The organism is Bacillus sp. FJAT-50079 (assembly GCF_018343515.1).
Lineage (GTDB): Bacteria > Bacillota > Bacilli > Bacillales > Bacillaceae_C > Lederbergia.
The window spans coordinates 575,692-596,363 of record NZ_JAGYPD010000002.1; the positions used below are offsets into that span (position 1 = coordinate 575,692).

Genomic DNA, 20,672 nt, shown 5'->3' on the forward strand with positions numbered 1-20,672 from the left:
TTCATTTGAGGTGTTCAACAATGAGAGTTCAATGCGTTATTTGTGATCAGCAATCAACACTTGAAGATCATTCACCGATTGCAAAAAAATTGCGAAATCGCCCGATTCATACATTTATGTGTGATACATGCCATGCTCGCATTAAAGAAAATACAGAGGCGCGCTTGGCAAAAAACACATTTCAACTTTACTCGTATAACAATAAAGATCGTGACTTTTAACAGCAAAAAAGCCTTTTATGTTTGGAGACACCAAACGTAAAAGGCTTTTTACGTATCATTGCTTTTTTCCATAACTAAAATTGCAAAACTTTGCTAGCACTAGCACACGAATTGATTAAAGCTCCAGTTCATATAATTCTTATTGGCGATTGATTTCATGCCATTTAAACTCTTCTACCCGAAATACATTCGCATCTTTTGGATATCCAAAATAATATAGCATTTCTCCATCTTTATTAAAGGCAGTTGGGTTAAGAAAGTCGATTTGTTCACTGTACGGAAACAAGAAAGAAACACGCTCGCCTTTTTTGATTTCCTTTCTTTCTATATTCGGCTCGACACCTACCTCTATATACACACAACATCTTCATCGTATGAGATGACACTTAACAAAGTGGCTGCATCTTTTTTGGTAGAAAAGCTAATACCTCCAACGGCTTGAATAGGATCAGTACGATACGGAATATTCGTTGATATACTACTGCGAAAAAGCGGACCAGACTTTTTAGATAATACTGTCTGGTAAATCTTATCTTCCTCGCTCTTAAATAAAAAAATAACGAATGAACTTGTCTCAAATTATTCAATCAACTCCGCATCTTTTGAAAGATATGCATTACTTTTGGCAGCACTCAAAGCGGAAAATCGGTAACCAATTATGAAAAATATAAACAGAGTTACAATGATCACTGGTACTATAAAGCTCCATTTTTTCCAACTATATCCTCCTCTCAAAACTAACTTAACACCAGCCATCTCCATTAATTTTGTCCATGATTAAAATGTGAAAGTAACTACTAGTTAGCAAAAAAGCGACGGTTCTTATTGAACAGTCGCCCCAATAACTGAAGAAAAACAGTTTTTTATCTACTTCAATATATTATTTAATTGAATGGCTATATTCTTTTTTAATTAGAAGTTGTAAGCTAACAACCATTTTATTTATCGCGCTAAATAATGCTTTAACTGAAGATGTCATAATATCGGTGTCAATTCCGCAGCCCCAAAATACAATACCGTTGTTTGCTCTAATTCCTACATAAGATACCGCTTTTGATTTTGATCCTATTTCTAGCGCATGTTCTTTATAGACTAAATCTGTATAATCGATACCTAATTTAGCTTGAACAGCATTGCTAATGGCATCAAGTCTTCCATTTCCTATTCCCATGCATTCATGTTCTTCATTATTCATTCGAATTGATACCGATGTCTCGTAATGACCATTTTGCGTATGTTTAAATCGAATAAATTCAATCGGCGTATGGATATTCACGTATTCACCGATAAAAATATCATAAATTTCATCCGGCATCAATTCCTTGTGCTTATGATCTGAAACACTTTTCACATGATAGCCAAAACTCTCACGCATTCCGATTGGAAGATCAATTCCATACGATTGCTGAAGAATATAGCCGATTCCGCCTTTACCGGATTGGCTATTAATCCGGATGATATCTCCTTCGTATTCTCTTCCGATATCCATCGGATCAATTAATAAATAAGGAACCGTCCAATGCTGGCGTTCTTCTTCCTCACGCCATTTCATCCCTTTGGCAATCGCATCTTGATGGGAGCCTGAAAATGCCGTAAATACAAGTTCACCAGCATAAGGCTGTCTTTCGTGAACCCTCATCCTTGTTAATTTTTCATATTTAGAAATAATGCTTGGAATTTCTTCAAAATGTAATTTTGGATCTACCCCATGTGAAAACATGTTTAATGCAAGGGTTACGATATCTACGTTCCCCGTTCTCTCACCATTTCCAAACAATGTTCCTTCCACTCTCTGTGCTCCTGCAAGCATCCCTAGCTCTGCGTCTGCTACACCCGTTCCTCGATCATTATGTGGATGGACTGATAGAATTACATGATCCCGATAGCTCAAGTGGTCACTCATATACTCAATTTGACTTGCGTAAACGTGAGGCATAGACATCGATACCGTAGCTGGCAGGTTGATAATGACTTTGTTATCGGCTGTCGGTTGCCAAATATCAAGTACCCTATTACATATATCAAGCGAAAACTCCACTTCTGTCCCAGTAAAGCTTTCCGGTGAATATTGAAATTGGAAATTCCCTTCCGTTTCAGCAGCATATTTTTTCAGCATCTTCGCTCCGGTTACAGCAATATCAATAATTTCTTCCTTCGATTTTCTAAATACTTGCTCACGCTGTGCCACAGATGTGGAATTGTACAAATGGACCACAGCTTTATTCGCACCTTGTAACGCTTCAAATGTTTTTTTAATAATATGCTCTCTTGACTGCGTTAACACTTGAATGGTCACATCATCTGGAATTAAATTTTCCTCAATTAATGTGCGCAAAAAGGCGTATTCGGTTTCCGATGCAGCAGGAAATCCCACTTCAATTTCCTTAAACCCAACTTGCAAAAGTAATTGAAAATACTCTAACTTCTCCTCCAAATTCATCGGAACGATCAATGCTTGATTTCCGTCTCGAAGATCCACACTACACCATGTGGGTGCTTCCTTTATATATTCCTTTTCTGTCCACTTCAAGCTTTGCACTGGAGGCATAAAGTAACCTCTCGTATATTTTTCGCTATATTTCATCTTGACTCCCACCTTCATTTTTTAATGATTCATTTATGAAAAATAAAAAAGCCTCGTCTCTATAAAAAATATAGAGACGAGGCATTGCTCGCGGTACCACTCTAATTGATTAATGATTATCATATTAATCCACTCATTTTCGGTGGCAATCACCACCTATCTTCATAACGGTAGAAAACCGACATCCCCTACTGATATGTTCAGGGAGTAGCTTATGGATGAGTTCAAAGGCAGTAACTACCGATTTTCACCATCCATCGGCTCTCTAAGAAGTTAATAAATCCTTTTACTATTTCCAATCGTTGCAAATAATTATTTAATTAAATATGATGATATATAGATAAGCGCGAATTGTCAATATATAAACATTAAAAATAAATAGTACATTAATTTGCAAGTTGCTTTTAAAAAACAGAATCATAAGTTAGTCAGTTGAGATAATCCAGCAAATATTATTAATCTTAGTTTTTTAGATGGCATCCGGACTTCAAGGCTTGATATCTAGAGCGACATGGTCGGGGCAATCTAAATAAGTTAAGATGTGTGGAGTATTTTTACTAAAATAAACGAATATTTTAATCGGAGGTTACTATTTTGTTATTATACTTTTGATATATCGCCCGCCTAATAATTTATAAAAAGTTTAGGAGTTGATATATATAATGATATACAAAAGTTGCCTTAACGGTATTTCAGCTAATATGTTGGAAGGATTTTTCGTGGATTGGCCTAATCCTCCCGATCCGCCAACTCACTTAAAATTGTTAAAAAACAGCAGCGCAGTTGTCATTGCATTAGATGAACATACAGATCAGGTTGTTGGATTCATCACAGCTATTAGTGATGGTGTCCTGACAGCCTACATCCCGTTCCTTGAAGTGTTGCCAGAGTATAAAAATAAAGGCATTGGCAAGGAATTAGTAAAACGTATGTTAAAAGAACTTGATGATATCTATATGATTGATTTATGTTGTGATGATAGTTTAGTTCCTTATTATGAAAAATTTGGTATGTTTAGATCAAATGGAATGTGCACAAGAAATTATAAAATGCAATCGGGAAATTTAAGCAATTATTAAATTAAAATCACTTCGATATTTTCGTCAGCTTTAACGAAAAAAAATCGGCATTTCCGCCGATTTTTCTATACTTGCCCTTGATCAAATATTTCCCGCTTTTTTCTCGCGATTCAAACGGATTTTATAAATGATTAAAATTAAGGAAGCGACCATTAAGCCTTCAGCAATTGGTAAAAATATCGCTAAAAACGTAAAGAACAAGCAGCCCACGCATAAAAATAAATAGATAACGGCTGATTTTAATAATGGAAGCTTTTTGGCAAACCCTAATTTATATACTAGGATTGCTAATCCCATGATTGTTATCCATAATAACCAATTAGATAAGACCGGATTATTATTCGTCACAGTATAAAAAAACTTTAATGTTGGAGAAAATCTTTCAATTGCTCTTTGGTCTGCCTGTGTGAGCGCTAAAACGAAAAAAAGATTGCCCATCGTTTTCTTTCTGCCCCCTTTTTCAATTCTCAGTTCCATAAAAAATCGGCCCTTATACAAGGACCGATTTTAGCATATCATATTTTTATGCGAAAGGACGCGTTTTATTGTTCCATTTCTGCGAACTTTTTCTTTTTGGCGACTCTTTCCCGCTCATTTTTATCTAAGACTTTTTTGCGTAGTCGAATCGATTGTGGAGTAACTTCACAATACTCATCATCATTTAAATATTCCAAAGCTTCCTCTAGCGACATAATTCTAGGCTTTTTAATGACAGTCGTTTGATCTTTCGTTGCTGAACGAACATTCGTTGCATGTTTCACCTTCGTAATATTGACGGTAATATCATTCTCACGAGTGTGCTCGCCTACGATCATACCTTCGTAAATTTCTGTTCCAGGTTCAACAAAAATCGTTCCTCGGTCTTCTACATGCATAATTCCATACGTTGTTGATTTTCCTGTTTCCATTGAAACGATAACACCTTGTCTTCTGCCGCCTACTTTCCCTGACTGCATTGGTTGGTAGCTGTCAAACGTATGATTTAATATCCCATAGCCTCTTGTCAACGTCATAAATTCAGTTGTATAGCCAATTAAACCACGTGCTGGTACATTAAAAATAAGCCGGACTTGCCCATTCCCATTATTAATCATGTCAAGCATTTCACCTTTGCGTGAACCAAGCGATTCAATTACACCGCCTGTATGCTCTTCTGGGATATCAATTTGCACACGCTCGATCGGTTCACAGCGAACACCGTCAATCTCTCTTACGATGACTTGCGGCTTAGACACTTGTAGCTCATAGCCTTCACGGCGCATATTTTCGATAAGGATGGACAAATGCAGCTCCCCACGGCCAGAAACAATCCATGCGTCTGGAGATTCCGTATCTTCTACTCGTAAGCTTACATCTGTTTCCAATTGGCTTTTCAAGCGCTCCTCGATCTTTCTAGAAGTAATGTACGTTCCTTCCCTTCCTGCAAACGGACTGTTATTCACAAGGAACGTCATTTGTAATGTCGGTTCATCGACACGTAATTCTGGTAAAGCTTCTTGATGATCAACTGGACAAATCGTATCACCCACATCGATATCTTCCATTCCAGAAACCGAAATTAAATCTCCAGCAAATGCTTCTTCGATTTCCACTCGCTTCAGTCCGAGGAAACCCGATAATTTTGTTACTCTAAACTGCTTTACACCGCCATCTTGTTTTAAAACAGCGACTTGTTGGCCAACTTTTATCGTTCCACGATACACTCTTCCAATCCCAATTCGCCCAACATAGTCGTTATAATCAAGCAATGAGATTTGAAATTGAAGCGGCTCATCACGATTGTCAATTGGCGCTGGAATATGTTTCAAAATGGCTTCATATAGCACTTCCATATTTTCATCTTGTTGTTCTGTATTATCACTTGCAGTCCCATTAATACCAGAAGCATAAATAACGGGAAACTCCAATTGCTCATCATTGGCATCAAGTTCAATGAATAGCTCGAGCACTTCATCAACCACTTCTTCTGGACGTGCAAAATCACGGTCAATTTTATTAACGACAACGATCGGTGTTAAATCTTGCTCTAGCGCCTTTTTCAAAACAAAGCGCGTTTGTGGCATACAGCCTTCATATGCGTCGACAACGAGTACCACTCCGTCAACCATCGTTAAAATTCGCTCTACCTCACCGCCAAAATCGGCGTGACCAGGTGTATCTAAAATATTAATTTTTGTATCTTTGTATTGAATCGCGGTGTTTTTCGCAAGGATTGTAATTCCTCTTTCCCTTTCGATGTCACCCGAATCCATGGCACGTTCCGCAACTTGTTCATTGGAACGGAAAATTCCCGATTGTTTTAATAACTGATCAACCAATGTTGTTTTCCCATGATCAACGTGAGCAATAATAGCAATATTTCGTATATCTTCTCTTTTTTTCAAAGTTGTTCCTCCTAAGTTAGAAAAGCAAAAGCATTAGTTGTCGTTTCGTACAACCTTAGCGTAATACTCGACTTTTTAAATCGACAGCTACCTGTTAATATGATTAACTGAATTATTATACCATATCCGATAGAAAATCTGTAATTTTTTTTGTACAATAGACAGAGCAAAGGAGGCGAATGAATTGATTCAGTGGAATGCACTTATTTTAGCGATTTTAGGCGCGTTTTCGATTATTGCGATTGGGATTTTTCTTGGGGAGCGAAGTCCGATCGGGATGTTAATCTCCTTTATTGTTTTTATCATTATTATGATAATCGGTTTTAAATCGAAGAAAAAAGTCGATGACAAAAAAAATTAATAGCAAGCGGAGATTTTCTTTAAACAGATATACATAATGAGAAAAGTCCTTCTATTGCATATTGAAGGACTTTTTTCGGCTTGAATTATTTTTTAATATAATTCATAATTTTTTCATGCAAACCTGGTCTAGCGATGATGACTGGACCTGTTTCTAGTAGATTGACCGGTTCACCCTTTAGATTTGTAACGACTCCTCCAAGCTCTTCGACAATTATTTTTCCGCCGGCGAAATCCCATGGGGCTAAACGCATATTAATGTATGAATCAAGACGGCCAGTAGCAACGTAAGCAAACTCTAATGCGGCCGATCCGTATGATCGTGTACTGCGCACATCGTTAACGAGCGGGATCAACGTTTTTTCAACATCAAGATGGCGATTCGATGCAAGCCATGTTGCACTAAGACCGATGACCGCTTCTTCTATTTTGCCATCTGTAAGCGGTGGGAGTTTTTTCTTATCCCAATATGCACCTTCACCTGCTTGTGCATAATAAAGCTCGCCATGAACTACATCATATAAATAACCGAGCTTGCCTACACCGTTTTCATAAATGCCGATTGAAATGAAAAAATTTCTTTGTTGGTGAACAAAATTCATCGTTCCATCAATCGGATCAATGATCCAGACGATCCCTTGCAAATCTTTTACTTCATCTCCGAAGCCTTCTTCTCCTAAAATACGATGCTCTGGAAAGTTCTTTTTTATTTTTTCAGTGAAAAATTGTTCCGTTTCCTTATCTAAATTGGTTACAAGGTCATTCGCATTCGCTTTCGTCTGAATATTTAACGTTGTTGAAAATGAAGCGATGATCGTTGCCCCCGCTTCTCGTAGCCATTCTTTCGTCAATGAATCCACCTTTGTCCAACTTGTCATATCCATATCCATTCCTCCAAACTTCGTTAACTTTAGCTTAGAGAATATACTGACTTTTTTCAAGCGTAGGGACTTTTCACAAGTAAAAAACGAACTTTCCGATGTTTTTACGGGAAGTTCGTTTTAATCGATGATACATATGCTTTTATAATGCATCTAATTTGATTAACTCTTCACGGATTTTTTCTAGTTTTTGTTTAGATTTCAACTTCATTTCTTCATTTCCGTCTTGGAGAGCGTCGAATAAGACGGCTAATTCATAATTTAATTCTAATTGAAGAACAGCTAATCGTTGTCTATCTTGATTTTTTTTGCGATACGTATTCATTACTTGTTTCACAGTGAAACACCCCTTCCGAAATTAATGTTCACGGAATCCTTTCGTTTATCGCTTATTATATTGTATGTTAGCAGGATTATCCTGTAACAAAATTGTGTGTTTACCTATGAATGAAGGGTCGTTAATACCAATCATCCATACTGATGTTATTTTTAAAAAAATAAGTGCTTTTGTTTATAAATACCCTTTTAGAGAATTTTATAAACGTTTTGCTTTATATCAATTACGTCTTCGTGTAATTGGGTTAAACTAGAAAGGCTCCTTTGAAAATCCTTCCATCCACCGAAAGCGAAGCGTCAGTTACAGTAATTGAACCTTATCTTAATCCGATTTATAGCTTAATCATCGTATCTTCTTGCGTATTTTTCATCTTTTTAATCGCTTGATAAAGAGAATAGCCACTTACTTTTTCAAATTGATCACCGAGTTTTTTTTCATCGGCTTTCCCTGGAACAACCTCTTTAAATTTACGATAGGCTGCGAGCAATTCAGATTTTTGTACTCCTTTTTCGTATACGCGTTCAATTGCCTCATAAAAGTTAATAACTGATATGACTTCCTCGGTCGTCCAATCATGTGAAATCGGATATTGATAATCCATTTTTCCGTCTTCCCCTCTCATTTGTGTCATTTCATGTTCATTTGATATTTTTATCTACTTATACAAAAAATATGGCAAATCTCTTTAGAAAAAGATTTGCCTCGACAATTACTCCTGTACTGGAGTTTCAATTAACTTCGGATCAAGTAAATCATAACCTTTTTCCCTCAAGCCTTTTACAATTTGTTCTAGCCCTTCGCTTGTCCATTTTCGATCATGCATTAATAAATTGGCCCCATCGTTTAATTCAGGTGCGTTTACCATAATCTCAGCAATTGCATCTTTGTCCATATATTGTTTTTCCCAATCGTAACCGTATGTCCAATTCATCAATAGCATTTTTTCCTCTAGTGCAATTTGTCTGCTTTCATCCGTATTACTGCCAAATGGCGCTCTAAAAAAGATCGGGCGCTCACCAATAATTTCTTCTACTCTATCATTCACTGAAATAATTTCTTCTCTTTGTTCTTCCACTGTGAGCGTCTTTAAATCTTTGTGTGAATATGTATGATTCCCAATCGGAAAGCCAAGCTCGTGAATTTGCTTTAATATCTCTTCTTTTTCTTCCCCTTGCAAGAAATGACCATTAACAAAAAAGATCGCAGGTGCGTCTAAAGCTTTTAATGTTTTTGCCATTTCAAGTGCATATGTATCAGGTGCATCATCAATAGTTAAAAGAGCAACTTTTGAATTAGCATCTGCAATCGGTTCGAATCGATATGTTTTTTCATTCATGCGATATTGAGCTTCGATCTTTTCTTCCTCACCTGTCTCATTATTTTCTACTTCCGTTTCTTCTTTTTCATTTGATTCCACTTCTTGTTCCTGTTCATTGGCTTCACTGCTCACATTTTGCTGTTCTTTTTGTTGTTCACTTTGATTATCCGTTGCTGTCTGATTTGCACAAGCCGCTAAAAGAAAAATAACTGCGAGCGGCATGATCCACTTTTTCATGATAATCTCCTCTCTTTTTCTATAAAACTTAAAAACAATTTATTATAGAATCGTCTTTGAGACGGTCATTTGAAGGATGGTATGCAACATTCCATACGTCAAGACACTCAAAAGCGTGATAAAAAAAGATACCTTGTTTGATTTTATCATCATTCTTGCTACCAAGAAAGATAAATAGAAAAAAACGAGAAATAACAATACATTGGCAAAGAGACGATCTTTACCAGATAACCATTCTACGATGGTGAAACCACTCCAAATAATCCATTGCAATAGTAAAGTAATATATTTTTTCATCCGCACGCGCATCACCTGCTCTTAAGTATGTCCCTTCTTATTATATATGCACGTCATTTGCCATCTTAAACCTCTTTATAAGAAAATCCGGGCAAAAGTCATGCCCGGCCTTTTTCTACCTCTTGAAGATTGGAAACAGCTATTGGACATGAGCGGAGGTTTTGAATGGTTAACTGGCTGTTAAGAGGCGCCTATTGGACATAGTTCACGGTTTTGAATGGTTAACTGGCTATTAGGAGGCACCTATTGGACATAGTTCATGATTTTGAATGGTTAACTGGCTATTAGAAGGCGCCTATTGGACACAGTTCATGGTTTTGAATGGTTAACTGGCTATTAGGAAGCGCCTATTGGACACAGTTCATGGTTTTGAATGGTTAACTGGCTATTAGGAGGCGTCTATTAGACATAGTTCATGATTTTGAATGGTTAACTGGCTATTAGGAGGCGCCTATTGGACACAGTTCGTCGTTTTGAATGACTTACTGGCTATTAGGAGGCGCCTATTGGACAGAGTTCATGATTTTGAATGGTTAACTGGCTATTAGAAGGCGCCTATTGGACATGAGCGGAGGTTTTGAATGACTTACTGGCTATTAGGAGGCGTATATTGGACAGTGTTCGTGATTTTGAATGACTTACTGGCCATTAGGAGGCGCCTATTGGACACAGTTCGTCGTTTTGAATGGTTAACTGGCTATTAGGAAGCGCCTATTGGACAGAGTTCGTCGTTTTGAATGGCTAACTGGCTATTAGAAGGCGCCTATTGGACAGTGTTCGCGATTTTGAATGGTTAACTGGCTGTTAAGAGGCGCCTATTGGACAGAGTTCGTCGTTTTGAATGGCTAACTGGCTATTAGGAGGCACCTATTGGACATAGTTCATGATTTTGAATGGTTAACTGGCTATTAGAAGGCGCCTATTGGACACAGTTCATGGTTTTGAATGGTTAACTGGCTATTAGGAAGCGCCTATTGGACACAGTTCATGGTTTTGAATGGTTAACTGGCTATTAGGAGGCGTATATTGGACAGTGTTCGTGATTTTGAATGACTTACTGGCCATTAGGAGGCGCCTATTAGACATAGTTTGCGGTTTTGAATGACTTACTGGCCATTAGAAAATGCCCATCGACAATGTTGGTGATAATCTCATAAAAAAAGCTATGCCTTCTTTCCTAATAAGAAAAGCTGACTCACTATATTGTGAGTCAGCTTCATTCAAATCATTATTTAATGATATGGATTGGTGTTCCAAGTGCAACTTCTGCAGCTTCCATCGTAATTTCTCCAAGTGTTGGATGTGCATGAATCGTCATTGCAATGTCTTCAGCTGTCATGCCTGCTTCAATCGCAAGACTTAGCTCAGAGATCATATCTGATGCACTTTCACCCGCAATTTGAGCTCCGATCACGAGGCCATCTTCTTTGCGCGTAACGAGTTTCACAAATCCATCTGTGTTGTTTAATGAAAGTGCGCGGCCGTTTGCTGCGAATGGGAATTTCGCTGCAACGATGTCCAAGCCATCCTCTTTCGCTTGTGCTTCTGTATAACCAACAGTAGCTAATTCCGGTTCAGAGAATACAACCGCAGGAATACCAAGATAATCAATCTCAGAAGTTTGACCAGCAATAACTTCTGCAGCAATTTTTCCTTCATATGAAGCTTTATGTGCTAATGGTGGTCCTGGAACGATGTCACCGATAGCAAAAATGTTGCTTACACTTGTTCTGCATTGCTTATCAATTTCAATGACACCACGGTCAGTCATTTTAATGCCAACTTGCTCAAGACCAATTTCATCAGTGTTTGGTTTACGCCCAACTGTCACTAATACGTAGTCTGCTTCGATTGTTTTTTCTTCGCCTTTTGACTCATATGTGACAACAACACTGTTGTCTGTTTCTTGAACGCCTTTAGCTAATGCTTTTGTAACAATGTTAACATTTTTCTTTTTCAAGTTACGTGTAACTAAAGAAGTCATTTGTTTTTCAAAGCCGCTTAAAATATCATCCGCGCCTTCTAGAATTGTTACTTCAGATCCAAGATTTGCATAAGCTGTACCTAATTCAGTACCAACATAGCCGCCACCAATAACAACAAGTTTTCCTGGAATTTCTTCCAAGTTCAATGCACCTGTTGAATCAATAACACGTTTTGTATACTTGAACGTTGGAAGCTCAATTGGACGTGATCCAGTAGCAATGATCGCATGTTTAAACGTATATGTTTGTGCTGAATCTTCGTTGATTACTCTAAGGCTATTTGCATCAACGAAATATGCTTCACCACTAACAATATCCACTTTATTTCCTTTAAGAAGGCCTGCTACACCGCCAGTCAGTTGTTGAACAACTTTCCCTTTCCACGCCTGAACTTTCGAAAAATCAACTGTTACATTCTCAGCTGTAACACCAATTTCATTAGATTCTTGAGCTGATACATAACGTTGTGATGCAGAAATTAATGCTTTAGAAGGAATGCAGCCTACGTTTAAGCAAACACCGCCAACATTGCCTTTTTCAACGATTGTAACTTTTTGGCCGAGCTGAGCTGCACGAATAGCAGCTACATATCCTCCAGGGCCAGCACCGATGACAATTGTATCTGTTTCAATTGCAAAATCTCCTACTACCATTGTTTTACGCCTCCATTAATAAAAGTTCAGGGTCGTTTAACAAACGCTTGATTTGGTTAAGTGCCATTTGTGCGCTTGCACCGTCAATTGCACGGTGATCAAAGCTCAATGATAATGCTAATACTGGTGCAGCAACAATTTCACCATTTTTCACAACTGGTTTTTCGGCAATACGGCCAACACCTAAAATCGCCACTTCAGGGTGATTAATAACTGGAGTAAACCACTGGCCACCAGCTGAACCAATATTTGAAATTGTACATGAAGCACCTTTCATTTCGTTTGGTGAGAGCTTGCCACTACGAGCTTTTGCACCAAGTTCATTAATTTCTTGAGAAATAGCAAATACAGATTTTGTATCCGCACGTTTTACAACTGGGACTAATAAGCCTTTTTCAGTATCAGCGGCAATTCCGATGTTGTAATAATGTTTTTGAACGATTTCGTCCGTTGCATCATCAATAGATGTGTTAAGAATCGGATATTCACGCAATGCGCTCACAAGTGCCTTCACAATATACGGAAGGAATGTAAGTTTAATATCCTTTTCCGCTGCAATTTCTTTGAACTTCTTACGATGGGCAACGAGTGCAGACACTTCCACCTCATCCATAAGTGTAACATGTGGAGCCGTATGTTTCGAATTAACCATCGCTTTCGCAATTGCTTTACGAATTCCACTCATTTTTTCACGTGTTTCTGGATATTCCCCTTCAGGAATAACTGGTGCTTTTGCTTGTTGCTCAACTTTTTCTTCTGATGCAGCTTGAACCGTTTCTTCCGATTGAGCAGGCTGTCCACCGCTTAAGAATGCATCGATATCCGTTTTCAAAATACGGCCATTCTTTCCTGAACCTGATACACTGCGAATATTCACGCCTTTTTCACGTGCATATTTTCTAACAGAAGGCATCGCAATAACAAGTTGATTCGAATCAACTTCTGCTGCTTGCTCTGCTGCTGGTGCTGCTGGCGCTTCTTCTGCAGGTGCAGGTGCTTCTGCCGCCGGAGCTGCTTCTTCTTGATCATCAGCTGATTGTAAATGCTCATATCCTGGAGCATCAAATGTAATGAGTACATCACCAACAACAGCTGTTGTACCTTCCTCCACATGCACCTCTAAAACCGTACCTGCTACTGGAGATGGTAGCTCTACAACTGCTTTATCGTTTTGTACTTCACAAAGTGTATCGTCCTCTTCGATTTTATCTCCCGGTTTTATAAACCACTTAACGATATCACCTTCGTGGATTCCTTCACCGATATCTGGCATTTTAAATTGAAATGACAATGTTGTTCAACCTCCTAGATAACAATATTAAAATTCGAGTACTTTTTTCGCTGTTTCAACAATATCCTTATGGTTTGGTAACCAAACTGGCTCTGCTTGAGCAAATGGATATACTGTGTCAGGCGCAGCTACACGCAATACTGGCGCTTCCAAGCTTAAAATAGCACGATCATTAATTTCCGCTACTACGTTCGCTGCAATACCAGCTTGTTTTTGTGCTTCTTGAACAACAATCGCACGATTTGTTTTTTCAACAGATGCGATAATCGTCTCGATATCAAGTGGGCTTACTGTACGAAGGTCAATAACTTCAACAGAATGTCCTTCTTTTTCAAGCTCTTCAGCTGCTTTGATTGAATCATGAACCATCGCACCGTACGTTACGATTGTTAAATCTGTTCCTTCACGCTTTACGTCTGCTTTTCCTAATGGAATTGTGTATTCTTCCTCAGGAACCTCTTGACGGAAAGAACGATATAATTTCATATGCTCTAAGAAAATAACTGGGTCATTGTCTCTGATTGCTGAAATTAATAATCCTTTTGCATCATATGGTGTTGAAGGAATAACAACTTTTAATCCTGGTTGCTGTGCCATTAATCCTTCTAAGCTGTCCGCATGCATTTCTGGAGTAAATACTCCGCCACCAAATGGTGAACGAATCGTAATTGGAGCATTAAATGTGTTACCCGTACGGTATCTCCAACGTGCCGCTTGTCCACTGATCGAGTCAATCACTTCATATACGAATCCAAAGAACTGAATTTCTGGTACAGGACGGAAACCTTGAGTCGATAATCCGATCGCAAGACCCCCGATTCCAGATTCTGCAAGTGGAGTATCAAATACACGATCCTCACCAAATTCTTTTTGCAAACCTTCAGTCGCGCGGAAAACACCGCCGTTTACCCCTACGTCCTCACCGAAAACTAGAACATTTTCATCATTGCGCAATTCCGTACGAAGCGCATCCGTGATAGCTTGAATCATAGTCATTTGCGCCATGGCTTACTTCGACTCCTTCTCTTTATAAATTTCATATTGTTCTTCTAAATTATGTGGTAATTGTTCAAACATATTTGAAATTAAGTCCGTAACTTTTTGCTTAGGTGCTGCATCAGCTTGTTTAATTGCCTCTTTAATATCTTCTTTCGCTTGCTCGATTACAGCATTCTCTTTTTCTTCGTTCCAAATTCCTTTACCTTCTAGGTACGTGCGGAAACGAACAAGTGGATCTTTCTTTTCCCACTCGCTATCTTCGTCAGATGTACGGTAACGAGTTGGATCGTCACCAGCCATAGTATGCGGCCCGTAGCGATAGCACATTGTTTCAATTAATGTTGGACCACCACCATTAATTGCACGTTCACGAGCTTCTTTTACTGCTGCATAAACAGCAAGTGGATCCATTCCGTCTACTAACACGCCTGGAATACCAGCAGCAACCGCTTTTTGTGCGATCGTTTTACCAGCCGTTTGTAGCTCACGTGGTGTTGAAATCGCAAACTGGTTGTTTTGCACAATAAAGATTGCAGGCGCGCCATATGCACCAGCAAAGTTAATTCCTTCGTAGAAGTCACCTTGTGAAGATCCGCCGTCGCCTGTATATGTAATTGCGACTGCTTTTTGATTGCGCTTTTTAAAGCCTAGCGCTACTCCAGTTGCTTGAATAATTTGAGCACCGATAATGATCTGTGGTGGAAGAACATTCACGCCTTCAGGTACTTGCATACCCATGAAATGTCCACGCGACCATAAAAATGCTTGATAAAGTGGTAGTCCGTGCCAAACAATTTGCGGAACATCACGGTATCCCGGAAGAATGAAGTCTTCTTTTTCAAGTGCGAAGTGAGAAGCGACTTGTGATGCTTCCTGACCAGCAGTCGGAGCATAGAAACCTAAACGTCCTTGACGGTTAAGAGAGATGCTGCGTTGATCCAGAATTCTCGTATATACCATCCGACGCATTAATTCTTCTAGTTGCTCGTCTGTCATATCAGGAACAGTAGCGTCTTTAACAATTTCCCCTTTTTCATTCAAAATCTGAACCATTTCAAACTTACTTTCAATAGTTTCGAGCGTTTTAACCGCATCAAACTGTGCCTTCTTTGTTTTAGAAGCCATTGAAGCCACCTATCCTTTCTATTTCATTTATTTGATGATGGACATGGATTTGTTCTGTACCAATTTCTGTTAATAATTGCTGACAGTGCAAATCCCATACTAATATAGGTTTTCCACAATTCACTTAAAGAAAAACAGTAAATCATTCCTTTTATAAAAAAAGAAACTGTACTACTGTTTCTTTCCGCAAATATAACACAATGTTTTTTTCACTCACGAATCAAGATTACATGAAACAAGTTTGCACGTCAATGGATATGCTTAAAAACCTAAATTAATAATTTTTAGAAATTTACCTTCATTTTCAAACTGTATCACTAATCGTAATTATACTGTTTTATAATTTACACACAATTCCCCATCTGTTATAGAGTAGATTTACTCAAACTTACAAACAAGAAACATTACGCTCGTTGCTTATTTTGTTGCCTCGACATTTATCCCAGCCGCTTTATAAAAATTCAACTTTGCTTCATTAAATATTTCCGTTTGTTCATTAAATTCATCATTCGCTTCCATTACTGTTGCAAATGTATCGTTTACTAATTGTATTTGTTCTTCTAGCTCTTCCAATTTCAAATCTTCATTTTTCAATAATTGATAGATTTTTCGATCTTCCTCAAGCCCCTGATTGTATGCCGTGAATATTTTATCGTAGCTTTCGTATCTGTTCTCCATCAACGTTTGTAGCTCTTTTGCCTGTTTTTGTAATTTGTCACCCTTTATCTTATCCATTTCTTTCACAACGGTATTAAATTCTTGTTTTGCCGCGTCAAGAGCTTCTTTCTCTTTTTTCATTAATTCTTCACGCTCATCAAGATTCTTTAATGCCTCATCCGCTTTTTGCGTAATTTGATTAAATTCTTTCATCCCTAAAGCCATGATTTCATCGAACAAGTTTTTTTCAGCTGCTTCAAGCTTGGCAAGAGGTGCTTGTTGGTCTTCGAAATCCTTTTCTTTCTTAACCACTCCTTCTAATGATTGGTAAATTGTTTCTTCAGCCGAAACACATCCAGAAAAGATGATTGCGATGGATATCAAAAGTAGACTTACCATTCCTTTTCTCATAACTAAATCCCCCTTACATTGTCCACTTTTACTATACCGAGGTTCATCACATTTGACAACATCCTGCATCAATTGATATTTATCGCTAATTTTACAACTTTTACTTTGTTTCTCTCTTTGGTACACTAATTTTTATGAAGCACGAGGAGGTTATAATAATATGATATTAATGAAAGATATTATTCGGGAAGGGCATCCCGTCTTAAAAAAAGTAGCAAAAGAAGTCGCCCTTCCATTATCTGATGAAGATATTCAAACATTAAAAAGTATGGAAGAATATTTAAAAAATAGTCAAGATCCCGAGATTAGCCAAAAATACGGATTGCGTCCAGGAGTTGGGCTTGCCGCTCCACAAATCAATGTTTCCAAGCGAATGCTTGCCGTTCGCGTTGAAGACGAAAAAGGAAAGCAATATTATTATTCCCTAGTCAATCCCAAAATCATTAGCCACTCTGTCGAAAAATCGTATTTAACTTCTGGCGAAGGTTGTCTATCAGTGGATCGAAATGTACCTGGCTATGTTTTAAGATATTCTCGAGTCACGATTAAAGCATTTGACATCGATGGCAATGAAGTAAAACTTCGCTTACGCGGATTACCAGCAATTGTATTTCAACATGAGATTGACCATTTAAACGGCATAATGTTTTATGATTATATTAATGAAAAAGATCCATTTCACGTACCAGATGGAGCGATTCCGATCGATCGCTAAAATGAAAATCCCAGTTCACACTGAACCGGGATTTTTTTGTTAAACTTCTTATTTTTTTATCGTCATAAAATCTTCTGTCAAAAGTCCGACCGCTTTTAACCCATTCACAATTCCATTATCATCGACATCTGTCGTCACGTAATCCGCATGCATTTTCACCGCTTCATGCGCATTTCCCATCGCTACTCCCATGCCAACCGTTTGTAGCATCTCAACATCGTTAAAGCCATCACCAAACGCATATACATTTTCCATTTCAAAGCCAAGACGCTCGATAAGTTTTTTAATCCCTTCTGCTTTTGATCCGCCCTTTGGAACGATGTCCATTGCCGTTTCATGCCAACGGATAAATGTCTGTGAATCTTCAAATTCACTTATATAATCCGTTTCGCCTTCTTTTGCAAATAGTAACGCTTGATAAATTTCCTCTTTGTGATAAAAATTCGGATCATGATCCGGATGAATTAATTTTAAACTTTTTAAGCTTTGCGAAATTCTTTCATCGTATGAAACATTTGATTTTAATGTATGCTCATTCATGAAAACAAGGGGATGCCCATTGTCCTCCGCTTTTTTCGCTAGTTGGCCAAGCGATTCACGTGCTAATGGCTTCGTATAAATGACCTCGTTGTTGAAAACCACATACGATCCGTTAAAAGCGACATATGACTCTATATCCAATTCTTTTAGCAACGATGTAATCATAAACGGTCCCCTACCAGTTGCGATTGCCGTATAGACTCCGTTATTTTGTAATGTTTTTACCGCTTCCTTCACTGCTACCGGTAAATTTTTCTCATGATCAAGCAACGTCCCATCGATGTCAAAAAAAACAATTTTTTTCATGTGTATCTCCTTTATACGTATTCACTCACTATTTTTCTCTAGCCATTCTGATAAAGATTCCTCCTTAAGCATATAATAAAAAGAAAAAACTTGCATAAAAGGACGATTTGAACACCAAGTTACTTTTACTTTGGACAAGAATCGGTTAAAATGAGTAGAAGGAGTGATCCACAATGTTAAAGAGACTGAGAAAGAAGCTCTTAAAACAGTGGAAAGATTTGCTTAGAAAAAAAACAATTGCTTAATATCAATTGATTTCCTTCAAGCCCCTCTCTTCATTAGAGGGCTTATTCTTTATTCACGTCTAAATATCGTATTTATCATTGAATAATGATTATATAAATGAAATGAAATTAAGGAGAGAGAAATATGATTTACAAAGTATATTATCAAGAGAAAGAAAATGAAGTACCTGTTCGTGAGGAAACAAAAACATTGTTTGTTAAGGCTGATAGCGTTCGTGCTGTTCGCCAATTTTTAAAAGACCGCCCAATGAATATCGAATATGTACAACTGCTAGAAGGCGCATATTTAGAGTACGAAAAAAACTCTGAAGGCTTTGAATTACAGGAGATTCAGTAAGGATGAAATTTGTAAAAAACAATCAAACAGCCGTTTTTGCCTTGGGCGGATTAGGTGAAATCGGAAAAAACACATACGCAGTACAATTTCAAGATGAGATTATTTTGATTGATGCAGGGATTAAATTTCCTGAAGATGAGCTATTAGGAATCGATTATGTTATTCCCGATTATTCATATCTCGTTAAAAATGCTGATAAGATTAAAGGCCTATTTATTACTCATGGGCATGAAGATCATATCGGTGGTGTTCCCTATTTGTTGCGGCAAATAAATGTGCCAATCTATGCGGGACCACTAGCAATCGGTTTACTAAAAAACAAATTAGATGAGCATGGACTTTTAAGACAAACAAAGTTCCATGAAATTAAGGAAGATGACGTCATTAAATTTAGAAAAACATCAGTCACATTCTTCCGAACAACACATAGTATCCCTGATTCATACGGGATTGTCATTAAAACTCCGCCGGGAAATATCGTTCATACTGGTGACTTTAAGTTTGACTTTACCCCTGTTGGAGAACCAGCCAACTTAACGAAAATGGCCGAGATTGGGAAAGAAGGCGTCCTTTGTCTTTTATCTGATAGTACAAATGCGGAAGTTCCAAATTTCACGATGTCAGAAAGACGCGTAGGCGACAGCATTGAAGATATTTTTCGAAAAGTTGACGGTCGAGTGATCTTCGCCACCTTTGCTTCAAATATTCACCGCCTCCAACAAGTAACGGATGCCGCGGTTGCAAACGGAAGAAAAATTGCTGTCTTCGGCCGCAGTATGGATGCAGCGATTGAAATTGGTCAAGAGCTTGGTTATATTAATGCACCGAAAGATACATTTATTAATATTCAGCAATTAAATCGACTTCCAGCTAATAAGGTGACGATTCTTTGTACGGGCAGTCAAGGGGAGCCGATGGCAGCTCTATCTAGAATTGCAAATGGAACACATCGCCAAATTCAAATCCAACCTGGCGATACAGTCGTCTTTTCATCTTCTCCAATCCCTGGAAATACAATTAGCGTCAATCGGACGATTAATTTATTATACCGGGCTGGTGCGGAAGTAATCGCTGGTTCCTTAAATAACATCCATACGTCAGGACATGGTGGACAGCAAGAACAAAAACTGATGCTCCGACTGATGAAACCAAAATTTTTCATGCCAATTCACGGTGAATTTCGTATGCAAAAAATGCATGCTCAGTTAGCAGTTGAATGCGATGTACCAGAAGAGAACTGCTTTATTATGGATAACGGTGAAGTGCTCGCCTTGACAGAGGACTCGGCAAGCGTGGCTGGAAAAATTTCCTCTGGCAATGTTTATATCGATGGTAGCGGAATCGGGGATATCGGGAATATCGTTTTACGTGATCGAAGAATCTTATCTGAAGAAGGTCTCGTTATTGTCGTTGTTTCCATTGATATGGAACGATATAGAATTGCTGCTGGACCAGATATTATTTCACGCGGATTTGTGTATATGAGGGAATCTGGGGATTTAATTCAAGAAGCGCAAAAAATGATCTCGGTTCATCTTAATAAAATCATGGACCGAAAAACAACTCAATGGTCCGAAATTAAAAATGAAATTAGTGAAACACTTACACCTTTCCTCTATGAAAAAACAAAAAGACGCCCAATGATCTTGCCGATCATTATGGAAGTTTGATTTCATTAAGTTAGAAAAGCGGAAGCACCATTTATTTGGC

The 20,672-nt window shown here is 38.1% G+C and carries 20 protein-coding genes and 1 other annotated feature; of the genes, 6 read left to right on the top strand and 14 right to left on the bottom strand.

Annotation, left to right across the window (positions count from 1 at the left end):
* The first annotated feature begins 20 nt into the window (after positions 1 to 20).
* Entirely contained in the window at positions 21 to 221 is a 201-nt protein-coding gene (locus tag KHA95_RS06770; protein WP_213136719.1) for a YlaI family protein, read from the top strand.
* 139 nt (positions 222 to 360) lie between these two features.
* On the opposite strand, the gene KHA95_RS22895 is transcribed toward KHA95_RS06770, so the two are convergent.
* Both KHA95_RS22895 and KHA95_RS06780 read right to left on the bottom strand, forming a co-directional pair.
* Complete coding sequence (locus KHA95_RS22895) at positions 361 to 579, bottom strand: hypothetical protein (protein WP_249316622.1); 219 nt, start codon at positions 577 to 579, stop codon at positions 361 to 363.
* Between the two features lie 522 nt (positions 580 to 1,101).
* On the bottom strand, positions 1,102 to 2,805 hold the full coding sequence (locus tag KHA95_RS06780; protein ID WP_213136720.1) for a 2-isopropylmalate synthase: 1,704 nt from the start codon (positions 2,803 to 2,805) through the stop codon (positions 1,102 to 1,104).
* Positions 2,806 to 2,874: 69 nt separating this feature from the next.
* Positions 2,875 to 3,117: a binding site (T-box leader), on the bottom strand.
* A gap of 350 nt (positions 3,118 to 3,467) precedes the next feature.
* Here KHA95_RS06780 and KHA95_RS06785 point away from each other — a divergent pair.
* Entirely contained in the window at positions 3,468 to 3,884 is a 417-nt protein-coding gene (locus KHA95_RS06785; RefSeq protein ID WP_213136721.1) for a GNAT family N-acetyltransferase, read from the top strand.
* Positions 3,885 to 3,965: 81 nt separating this feature from the next.
* On the opposite strand, the gene KHA95_RS06790 is transcribed toward KHA95_RS06785, so the two are convergent.
* Together KHA95_RS06790 and typA are read right to left on the bottom strand one after the other, a co-directional pair.
* Positions 3,966 to 4,322: a YlaH-like family protein gene (locus KHA95_RS06790; RefSeq protein ID WP_213136933.1), complete on the bottom strand. Its 357-nt coding sequence runs from the start codon at positions 4,320 to 4,322 to the stop codon at positions 3,966 to 3,968.
* 104 nt (positions 4,323 to 4,426) lie between these two features.
* Entirely contained in the window at positions 4,427 to 6,268 is a 1,842-nt protein-coding gene (typA, locus tag KHA95_RS06795; RefSeq protein ID WP_213136722.1) for a translational GTPase TypA, read from the bottom strand.
* A gap of 184 nt (positions 6,269 to 6,452) precedes the next feature.
* Between typA and KHA95_RS06800 the strand changes: the two genes are divergently transcribed.
* Complete coding sequence (locus tag KHA95_RS06800; RefSeq protein ID WP_213136723.1) at positions 6,453 to 6,629, top strand: DUF5325 family protein; 177 nt, start codon at positions 6,453 to 6,455, stop codon at positions 6,627 to 6,629.
* An 85-nt stretch (positions 6,630 to 6,714) separates the two neighbouring features.
* Here KHA95_RS06800 and KHA95_RS06805 read toward each other — a convergent pair whose 3' ends face one another.
* The 9 genes from KHA95_RS06805 to KHA95_RS06845 all read right to left on the bottom strand — a co-directional run bounded on the left by KHA95_RS06805 (position 6,715) and on the right by KHA95_RS06845 (position 16,819).
* Positions 6,715 to 7,506 carry an inositol monophosphatase family protein gene (locus KHA95_RS06805; RefSeq protein ID WP_213136934.1) on the bottom strand — a complete coding sequence of 264 codons (792 nt, stop codon included), beginning with the start codon at positions 7,504 to 7,506 and terminating at the stop codon, positions 6,715 to 6,717.
* A gap of 145 nt (positions 7,507 to 7,651) precedes the next feature.
* Positions 7,652 to 7,846, bottom strand: a complete 195-nt coding sequence (locus KHA95_RS06810) for a hypothetical protein (RefSeq protein ID WP_213136724.1) — start codon at positions 7,844 to 7,846, stop codon at positions 7,652 to 7,654.
* 331 nt (positions 7,847 to 8,177) lie between these two features.
* Entirely contained in the window at positions 8,178 to 8,447 is a 270-nt protein-coding gene (locus KHA95_RS06815) for a UPF0223 family protein (protein ID WP_213136725.1), read from the bottom strand.
* A gap of 108 nt (positions 8,448 to 8,555) precedes the next feature.
* Entirely contained in the window at positions 8,556 to 9,401 is an 846-nt protein-coding gene (locus tag KHA95_RS06820) for a polysaccharide deacetylase family protein (RefSeq protein WP_213136726.1), read from the bottom strand.
* A 1,525-nt stretch (positions 9,402 to 10,926) separates the two neighbouring features.
* A complete protein-coding gene (lpdA, locus tag KHA95_RS06825; protein WP_213136727.1) occupies positions 10,927 to 12,336 on the bottom strand; it encodes a dihydrolipoyl dehydrogenase in 1,410 nt (469 codons plus the stop codon).
* A gap of 4 nt (positions 12,337 to 12,340) precedes the next feature.
* Positions 12,341 to 13,627, bottom strand: coding sequence for a dihydrolipoamide acetyltransferase family protein (locus KHA95_RS06830; protein ID WP_213136728.1), 1,287 nt, complete (start codon positions 13,625 to 13,627; stop codon positions 12,341 to 12,343).
* 27 nt (positions 13,628 to 13,654) lie between these two features.
* Positions 13,655 to 14,632 (bottom strand): alpha-ketoacid dehydrogenase subunit beta, encoded by a 978-nt coding sequence (locus tag KHA95_RS06835; RefSeq protein ID WP_213136729.1) that lies wholly within the window; start codon positions 14,630 to 14,632, stop codon positions 13,655 to 13,657.
* Positions 14,633 to 14,635: 3 nt separating this feature from the next.
* The gene (gene pdhA / locus KHA95_RS06840) at positions 14,636 to 15,751 is read right to left on the bottom strand and encodes a pyruvate dehydrogenase (acetyl-transferring) E1 component subunit alpha (protein WP_213136730.1); all 1,116 of its coding nucleotides are present in this window, start codon (positions 15,749 to 15,751) and stop codon (positions 14,636 to 14,638) included.
* 417 nt (positions 15,752 to 16,168) lie between these two features.
* The gene (locus KHA95_RS06845) at positions 16,169 to 16,819 is read right to left on the bottom strand and encodes a YkyA family protein (RefSeq protein ID WP_213136731.1); all 651 of its coding nucleotides are present in this window, start codon (positions 16,817 to 16,819) and stop codon (positions 16,169 to 16,171) included.
* A gap of 160 nt (positions 16,820 to 16,979) precedes the next feature.
* On the opposite strand from KHA95_RS06845, the gene def reads away from it, so the two are divergent.
* Complete coding sequence (gene def, locus KHA95_RS06850) at positions 16,980 to 17,534, top strand: peptide deformylase (RefSeq protein ID WP_213136732.1); 555 nt, start codon at positions 16,980 to 16,982, stop codon at positions 17,532 to 17,534.
* 48 nt (positions 17,535 to 17,582) lie between these two features.
* On the opposite strand, the gene KHA95_RS06855 is transcribed toward def, so the two are convergent.
* Positions 17,583 to 18,380 carry a Cof-type HAD-IIB family hydrolase gene (locus tag KHA95_RS06855; protein WP_213136733.1) on the bottom strand — a complete coding sequence of 266 codons (798 nt, stop codon included), beginning with the start codon at positions 18,378 to 18,380 and terminating at the stop codon, positions 17,583 to 17,585.
* A gap of 369 nt (positions 18,381 to 18,749) precedes the next feature.
* On the opposite strand from KHA95_RS06855, the gene KHA95_RS06860 reads away from it, so the two are divergent.
* The gene (locus KHA95_RS06860; RefSeq protein WP_213136734.1) at positions 18,750 to 18,962 is read left to right on the top strand and encodes a DNA-dependent RNA polymerase subunit epsilon; all 213 of its coding nucleotides are present in this window, start codon (positions 18,750 to 18,752) and stop codon (positions 18,960 to 18,962) included.
* A 2-nt stretch (positions 18,963 to 18,964) separates the two neighbouring features.
* Positions 18,965 to 20,632: a ribonuclease J1 gene (gene rnjA, locus KHA95_RS06865; protein ID WP_213136735.1), complete on the top strand. Its 1,668-nt coding sequence runs from the start codon at positions 18,965 to 18,967 to the stop codon at positions 20,630 to 20,632.
* The last annotated feature ends 40 nt before the right edge of the window (positions 20,633 to 20,672 follow it).

What these genes read in the sequence shown, in the direction of transcription:
- KHA95_RS06770 (WP_213136719.1), top strand. Translation starts at nt 21, where the DNA reads ATGAGAGTTCAATGCGTTATTTGTGATCAGCAATCAACACTTGAAGAT.
- KHA95_RS06780 (WP_213136720.1), bottom strand. Translation starts at nt 2,805, where the DNA reads ATGAAATATAGCGAAAAATATACGAGAGGTTACTTTATGCCTCCAGTG.
- KHA95_RS06785 (WP_213136721.1), top strand. Translation starts at nt 3,468, where the DNA reads ATGATATACAAAAGTTGCCTTAACGGTATTTCAGCTAATATGTTGGAA.
- KHA95_RS06790 (WP_213136933.1), bottom strand. Translation starts at nt 4,322, where the DNA reads ATGGGCAATCTTTTTTTCGTTTTAGCGCTCACACAGGCAGACCAAAGA.
- KHA95_RS06805 (WP_213136934.1), bottom strand. Translation starts at nt 7,506, where the DNA reads ATGACAAGTTGGACAAAGGTGGATTCATTGACGAAAGAATGGCTACGA.
- KHA95_RS06815 (WP_213136725.1), bottom strand. Translation starts at nt 8,447, where the DNA reads ATGGATTATCAATATCCGATTTCACATGATTGGACGACCGAGGAAGTC.
- KHA95_RS06820 (WP_213136726.1), bottom strand. Translation starts at nt 9,401, where the DNA reads ATGAAAAAGTGGATCATGCCGCTCGCAGTTATTTTTCTTTTAGCGGCT.
- lpdA (WP_213136727.1), bottom strand. Translation starts at nt 12,336, where the DNA reads ATGGTAGTAGGAGATTTTGCAATTGAAACAGATACAATTGTCATCGGT.
- KHA95_RS06835 (WP_213136729.1), bottom strand. Translation starts at nt 14,632, where the DNA reads ATGGCGCAAATGACTATGATTCAAGCTATCACGGATGCGCTTCGTACG.
- pdhA (WP_213136730.1), bottom strand. Translation starts at nt 15,751, where the DNA reads ATGGCTTCTAAAACAAAGAAGGCACAGTTTGATGCGGTTAAAACGCTC.
- KHA95_RS06845 (WP_213136731.1), bottom strand. Translation starts at nt 16,819, where the DNA reads ATGAGAAAAGGAATGGTAAGTCTACTTTTGATATCCATCGCAATCATC.
- def (WP_213136732.1), top strand. Translation starts at nt 16,980, where the DNA reads ATGATATTAATGAAAGATATTATTCGGGAAGGGCATCCCGTCTTAAAA.
- KHA95_RS06855 (WP_213136733.1), bottom strand. Translation starts at nt 18,380, where the DNA reads ATGAAAAAAATTGTTTTTTTTGACATCGATGGGACGTTGCTTGATCAT.
- KHA95_RS06860 (WP_213136734.1), top strand. Translation starts at nt 18,750, where the DNA reads ATGATTTACAAAGTATATTATCAAGAGAAAGAAAATGAAGTACCTGTT.
- rnjA (WP_213136735.1), top strand. Translation starts at nt 18,965, where the DNA reads ATGAAATTTGTAAAAAACAATCAAACAGCCGTTTTTGCCTTGGGCGGA.